The sequence below is a fragment of the uncultured Campylobacter sp. genome (genome assembly GCF_938018145.1).
Lineage (GTDB): Bacteria > Campylobacterota > Campylobacteria > Campylobacterales > Campylobacteraceae > Campylobacter_A.
Window position 1 is genome coordinate 1 of record NZ_CALIII010000120.1, and the last position, 2,526, is coordinate 2,526.

The following is a 2,526-nucleotide window of genomic DNA, read 5'->3' on the forward strand; positions in this document are numbered from 1 at the left end:
AAAATATAAATTTGTTTTCAAATTTACAACGCGGCTACATCGAAATCTTTTTGAGTACCCAAAAAACCGCCATTCCGACGCATAGAATAATAACCGCCCAAATATATTCCATCTTATTTCCTTACCTATTTTTTCCGAAGCTTAATTTGTTTTTTGTTTATTATAACACAAACTATCGGCTTTTCAGAAGAGCCATGATTTAAGAGAAAATTCGCTAAAATTCATAAAAGAGCAAAAAGGATGAAAAATGGATGAGAAAAAGAGCATTTTTATCAACCGCGAACTTAGTTGGTTGCGTTTTAACTCGCGCGTTTTAGCCCAGTGCGAAAAGGCATTACCGCCGCTTGAAAAGCTAAAATTTATCGCGATTTATATGACGAATTTGGATGAATTTTACATGATCCGCATCGCGGGGCTTAAGCAGCTTTTTGCCGCGGGAGTCGCAGCTAGCGGTAGCGACGGCATGAGTCCGCTAGAGCAGCTAAGGGAAATCAGAAAATACATCAAAGACGAACTCGCGCTCGTGGAAAAGCACTATAAAGACGCGCTAAAAGAGCTCGCGCAAAACGGGCTTTTTATGAAAAATTACGACGAAATCTCGCCCGAACTTCGCGCCAAATGCGACGAGTATTTTTTCTCAAACATCCTACCCGTCATCGTGCCTATCGCGGTTGACGCCACGCATCCGTATCCTCATCTAAACAACCTTAGCTTTAGCCTAGCCGTCAAGCTTGCCGATGCGGATAGTCCAGAGATTATAAAATTTGGCATGATACGCATCTCACGTGTTTTACCGAGGTTTTATCAGGCGGCCGATAATGTCTACGTGCCGATAGAAACGATCGTGCACCGCCATGCAGAGGAGATTTTTCCGGGTTACAAGCTGCTTAGCTCGGCAGCGTTTAGAGTCACGAGAAACGCCGACATCGTCATCGAGGAAGAAGAGGCGGATGATTTTATGATGATCCTCGAACAGGGACTTAAACTGCGCCGAAAAGGCGCGTTTGTGCGCATGCAGATACAAAAGGACGCCGATGCCGAGATAGTCGAGTTTCTAAACTCGCACATGAAGATTTTTTACAAAGACATTTACGAGTACACCGTACCGCTGACGCTAAATTCGCTCTGGCAAATCGTGGGAAATAAAGAATTCTCGCACCTTTGCCTGCCGCCGTACGCGCCAAAGACATTGCCGCCTTTTAGCACTCATCTCTCGATGTTTGACGTCATTGATAAAGAAGACGTGCTAGTCGTGCATCCCTACGAGAGCTTTGATCCCGTCGTGCAGTTTATCAGAGAGGCGAGCAAGGATCCGCGCGTGATCTCGATCCGCATGACGCTCTACCGCGTCGATAAAAACTCGCCTATCATCCAGGCACTCATCGACGCCGCAAACGACGGCAAGCAAGTAACCGTGATGGTCGAGCTAAAGGCGAGGTTCGACGAGGAAAACAACCTACACTGGGCAAAGGCTCTAGAAGACGCCGGCGCGCACGTGATATACGGCATCACGGGCTTTAAGGTGCACGCAAAAGTGAGCCAAGTCATCCGTCAAGAGGGCGGCAAGCTCAAATTTTACATGCATCTATCTACCGGCAACTATAATGGGGGCTCGGCGAAAATTTACACCGACGTGAGCTATTTTACGAGCAGGGCGGAGTTTGCGAGCGATACGACGACGTTTTTTCATATACTTTCGGGCTTTTCTAAAAACCGCCGTTTGCAGACGCTTTCTATGTCGCCGATGCAGATAAAAGAGCGCGTGCTAGAGATGATAAAGACCGAGACTGCGCACGGCGAGCAGGGCAGGATCGTGGCCAAGATGAACGCGCTAGTAGATAGCGACATCATAGACGCGCTGGTAAAGGCTAGTAGCGCGGGCGTAAAGATCGACCTCATCGTGCGCGGCATCTGCTGCGTGCGCCCTGGCGTAAAGGGCCTAAGCGAAAATATCCGCGTGAGATCGCTCATCGGCAAATACCTTGAGCATGCGAGGATATTTTATTTTAGGCACGCCGAGCCTCAAATTTACATCGCCTCCGCCGACTGGATGCCGCGAAATCTCGAGCGCCGCCTAGAGCTCATGACGCCGATAATCGATAAAAATTTGCAAGAGCGCTTGCTCGAGTTTTTGCGATTGCAGCTTAGCGATAACGAGCTGGCGTTTGAGCTGCAAAATAGCGGCGAATACGCCAAGGTGAGACCTAAAGAGGGCGACGCGCGCATAAACTCGCAAGAGGTACTCGAGGAGTACGTGAGCGGGATATACAAGGCGACGAAAAAGGATACCGATAAGGGGAAGAGCGAGCAGATGGTGGCGAAACTTTTGAAAGAAAGTTAAGCGGCTTTTGGGAAGGCTCGTCTCGCGAGTCCTTTTGAAAGAGATTTGAAAATTTTAATCTGCGACAGGCTTCATGCCTAGTCTTGATTAAAATTTTCCGCACAACTTTCAAAATCATCTCACGATACTCCGCCTTATCGCTTTATATTCAAATTTGAAGTCAAATTCGCAAATTTCGACTTCAA

At 47.6% G+C, this 2,526-nt stretch carries 1 protein-coding gene; it reads left to right on the forward strand.

Going from position 1 to position 2,526, the window contains the following annotated elements; translation table 11 throughout:
• Nucleotides 1-247: 247 nt before the first annotated feature.
• Nucleotides 248-2,341, forward strand: a complete 2,094-nt coding sequence (locus Q0338_RS02650) for an RNA degradosome polyphosphate kinase (RefSeq protein ID WP_298085409.1) — start codon at nt 248-250, stop codon at nt 2,339-2,341.
• Nucleotides 2,342-2,526 lie beyond the last annotated feature (185 nt).

Bases quoted from the DNA above. Each gene is read 5' to 3' on its own strand.
- Q0338_RS02650 (WP_298085409.1), top strand. From the start codon at position 248: ATGGATGAGAAAAAGAGCATTTTTATCAACCGCGAACTTAGTTGGTTG.